Genomic DNA, 3,378 nt, shown 5'->3' with positions numbered 1-3,378 from the left:
GGGCTGAAGTGGGCGGTGCGGGTTCCCTCGCGCCGGGGGCCGCCGCCGGGGTGGTCTCCCACACCGGCACCGGCACCGGCGACCGTCTCGGGACCGGGGCGCGGGTGCTGATCACCGCCTGGGGCGTGCCCCGGCTGGACGCCGAACTGCTGGCGGCGGCCCCGCTGCTGGGGCTCGTCGCCCACACCGGCGGCGCGGTCAGCCCGTATGTCGGCCCGGAGGTCTTCGAACGGGGTGTCCAGGTCACCCAGGCCGGTGCGGCCATGGGCCCCCCGGTCGCCGAGGTCGCCCTCACCTTCACCCTGAGCCTGCTGCACCGGATCCACCGGTTCGACCACGCGCTGCGCACGGGCGCCGACTGGGCGGCGGCGAGCGATATGCCGCCGCGCCATGAGATCAGGGGCTGTCCGATCGGTGTCATCGGGGCCTCCCGCACCGGCCGGGCGTATATCGCGCTCGTCCGGGCGCTCGGCGCCGATGTCACCGTCCACGACCCGTTTCTGAGCGAGGACGAGGCGGGGCGCCTCGGTGTGCGCGTCGCACCGCTGGACGAACTGCTGCGGACGAGCCGGATCGTGGCCGTGCACGCCCCGGCGCTGCCCGAGACCCGGCACCTGGTGGGCGCCCGCGAACTGGCCCTGCTGCCGGACGGCGCCGGGCTGGTCAACACCGCCCGCTCCTGGCTGGTGGACGAACCGGCGCTCATCGCCGAGCTGCGCACCGGCCGGATCGACGCGGCGCTCGACGTCTTCGACAGCGAACCGCTGCCCGTCGGCCACCCCCTGCGGGGGCTGGGCAATGTGCTGCTCACCCCGCACCAGGCGGCGGCTTCGGTGGAGGCGCGGCTGGCGCTCGGCGAGAGCACCGTCGCCGAGGTCGAGCGCTTCCTCGACGGCCGCCCCCTGCTGCACATGGTGGGCCCGGAAGCCCTGTCCCGCGTCGAGTAGCGCGGACCGGGTCCGCTACGCGCGGTCGGGGCCGCCGGGTCCCGTGCGCCCGGCCCGGCGGACCGGTTCGGCCCGGCCCGGCCCGGCGGGCCTCCCACACATTCATCCGATCCCGAGTGAAACGAATGGAACATCATGCGACTGATGCGCGTCGGCACGGCCGGCAGCGAGCGGCCCGTCCTGAGCGCCGAGGACGGCCGTCATCTCGACCTCTCGGCGGTGACCGGCGATCTGACTCCCGAGTTCTTCGCCAGGGGCGGACTGGAGCGGGTGGCGGCGGCAGCGGCCGACGGCTCACTGCCCCAGATCGACATCACCGGGCTGCGGATCGCGCCACCGGTCGCCCGCCCGGGGGCGATTCTGTGCATCGGCCAGAACTACGCGGCGCACGCGGCCGAGTCCGGGGCGAGCGCGCCCACCGAGCCGATCCTCTTCTACAAAGGCCCCGGCTCGCTGGCCGGGCCCGAGGACGATGTGCTGATCCCCCGGGGCTCGGAGCAGACCGACTGGGAGGTCGAGCTGGGTGTGGTGATCGGACGCCGGGCCCGCTATCTGACGGTGGACGACGACCCGTTGGCGTATGTCGCCGGGTATGTCCTCAGCAACGATGTCTCCGAGCGGGCCGTGCAGCTCGGGGCGCCGGGCGGCCAGTGGTCCAAGGGCAAGAGCGCCGAGACATTCAATCCGCTCGGCCCCTGGCTGGTCACCGCCGACGAGATCCCCGACCCCCAGAAGCTGCGGCTGCGCTCCTGGGTGAACGGCGAGCCGCGCCAGGACTCCACCAGCGCTGACATGATCTTCTCGGTCGCGGAGATCATCCGCCATCTTTCGCAGTACCTCGTCCTGGAGCCCGGGGACATCGTCAACACCGGGACCCCTGAGGGGGTCGCCCTGTCGGGCCGGTTCCCCTATCTCCGGGCGGGCGATGTCATGGAGCTGGAGATCGACGGCCTGGGCCGGCACCGCAATCTGCTCGCCCGCGCGTGACGCCTCCGGCGGGGGGCGCGGTTTGGTGTGCTGACCGGCCCGGTGTGCGCTCCTTCGTACGGCCCGGTACGCGCTCCGTACACGGTGGCGTGTCTCGTCTGTACGGTGCGGTGTCCGGGCCGTACATACGGTGCGGTGTCCCGTCCGTACGGCCCGGTTTTCCGTCCGTACAGCCCGGATATCCCATCCGCACCTTTCGGATACGCGGTCCGGCCGCGTGGTTCTCGCGGGCGGTGCGGTTCTCGGGTCACGGCAGCGCGGGTTCCGGTCCCGGCAGGCGCGGGGCGGCCGGCCTTACGGGGGCCCGCCCGCGCTGGCGTGTGGGCTCAGCCTCCGTACGGCAGGGGCGGAAGCCCCCGGACGCCCGGCTCCACGGTGAACACCGCGCCCGCCGCCGGGTCGTCGTCCGGGGCGAGATCCTGGCGGGAGGTGGTGATGAACAGCCGGCCGTACCCCTCGCCGCCGAACGCGCAGGCGGTGACCTGGCGGGCGTTCACCTCGACGACCTCGTCCAGGGTGCCGTCGGGGGTGTAGCGGCGGACGGCCGAGCCGCCCCACAGCGCGACCCATACGCCCCCTTCGGCATCCAGGGTGATGCCGTCGGGGGCTCCGTCGCGCGCGTCGACGGCGACCCAGGGCTCGGGGGTGCCGAACCGGCCGGTCGCCGGGTCGACGGCGACCTTGGCGACGGTCCCGGTGGCGGTGTCCACGTAGTAGGCGAAGGCGCCGTCGGCGGACCAGGCCAGCCCGTTGGAGATGGTCGCGCCGGTGTGGACGACGGAGGTCTCGCCGCCGGGGGTCAGCCGGTGGACCCGGCCGGCTCCGGGGCGGGCGTCGTAGGCCATCGAACCGCAGTAGAAGTTGCCCGCCGGATCGCAGCCGCCGTCGTTCATCCGGACCGTGGGGTCGCTCCACAGCTCGCGCCCGGGGCTGATCGTGCCATCGGCCGCGACCAGGGCGAAGCCCCGTTCGACGGCGACCACGACACCGCCCGACCGGCGTGGCCGCCAGGCCGCCAGGACATCACCGATGTGCTGCCGTACGGGGGCGCCGCCCGCGTCGAAGGTCAGCAGATCGCCGGCGAGCTGATCGACCACGGAGAGCCGGCCGGTCGCCGGGTTCCAGCAGGGTCCCTCGCCATGGTGGGTGATCACCCCGGTCCAGTCCTCGGCGCGCACGCCCACCCCTCTCGTACTTCCCGTACCGCCACTCGGTGACCTCGTCGGAACACCCGGCGCGCTCGGTTGATCATATCGGGCCAAGACCTGCCATAGGGCATCCGGGCGTGCGAGGGCTGTGGTCAGTGTTGTTGGTGGTGGGTGGCGTTGAGGTCGTGGAGGAGTTGGGCTTGTCCGGCGAGGAGGTTGGAGAGGATGCCGCGTGCGACGCGGAGGAGTTCGGCGACTTCGGGGCTGGCGAGGGCGTAGTGGACGGTGGAGCCTTC

The 3,378-nt window shown here is 73.3% G+C and carries 3 protein-coding genes and 1 pseudogene; 2 read left to right on the top strand and 2 right to left on the bottom strand.

The genetic code is table 11. The annotated features are described in order from the left end of the window. The first annotated feature begins 8 nt into the window (after positions 1–8). Both ACWF94_RS36845 and ACWF94_RS36840 read left to right on the top strand, forming a co-directional pair. On the top strand, positions 9–947 hold the full coding sequence (locus ACWF94_RS36845; RefSeq protein ID WP_453499006.1) for a hydroxyacid dehydrogenase: 939 nt from the start codon (positions 9–11) through the stop codon (positions 945–947). A 135-nt stretch (positions 948–1,082) separates the two neighbouring features. Beyond that, positions 1,083–1,934 (top strand): fumarylacetoacetate hydrolase family protein, encoded by an 852-nt coding sequence (locus tag ACWF94_RS36840; protein ID WP_453499004.1) that lies wholly within the window; start codon positions 1,083–1,085, stop codon positions 1,932–1,934. A 326-nt stretch (positions 1,935–2,260) separates the two neighbouring features. Here ACWF94_RS36840 and ACWF94_RS36835 read toward each other — a convergent pair whose 3' ends face one another. Together ACWF94_RS36835 and ACWF94_RS36830 are read right to left on the bottom strand one after the other, a co-directional pair. Next, the gene (locus ACWF94_RS36835) at positions 2,261–3,112 is read right to left on the bottom strand and encodes an SMP-30/gluconolactonase/LRE family protein (protein WP_453499002.1); all 852 of its coding nucleotides are present in this window, start codon (positions 3,110–3,112) and stop codon (positions 2,261–2,263) included. A gap of 122 nt (positions 3,113–3,234) precedes the next feature. Beyond that, positions 3,235–3,378: pseudogene (locus ACWF94_RS36830) on the bottom strand (transcriptional regulator); the annotation flags it as partial.

The organism is Streptomyces sp. NPDC055078 (assembly GCF_053607985.1).
The sequence above is the reverse complement of the archived record's forward strand: the minus strand, read 5'-3'. Positions and strand labels throughout refer to the sequence as shown.

What these genes read in the sequence shown, in the direction of transcription:
- ACWF94_RS36840 (WP_453499004.1), top strand. Translation starts at nt 1,083, where the DNA reads ATGCGACTGATGCGCGTCGGCACGGCCGGCAGCGAGCGGCCCGTCCTG.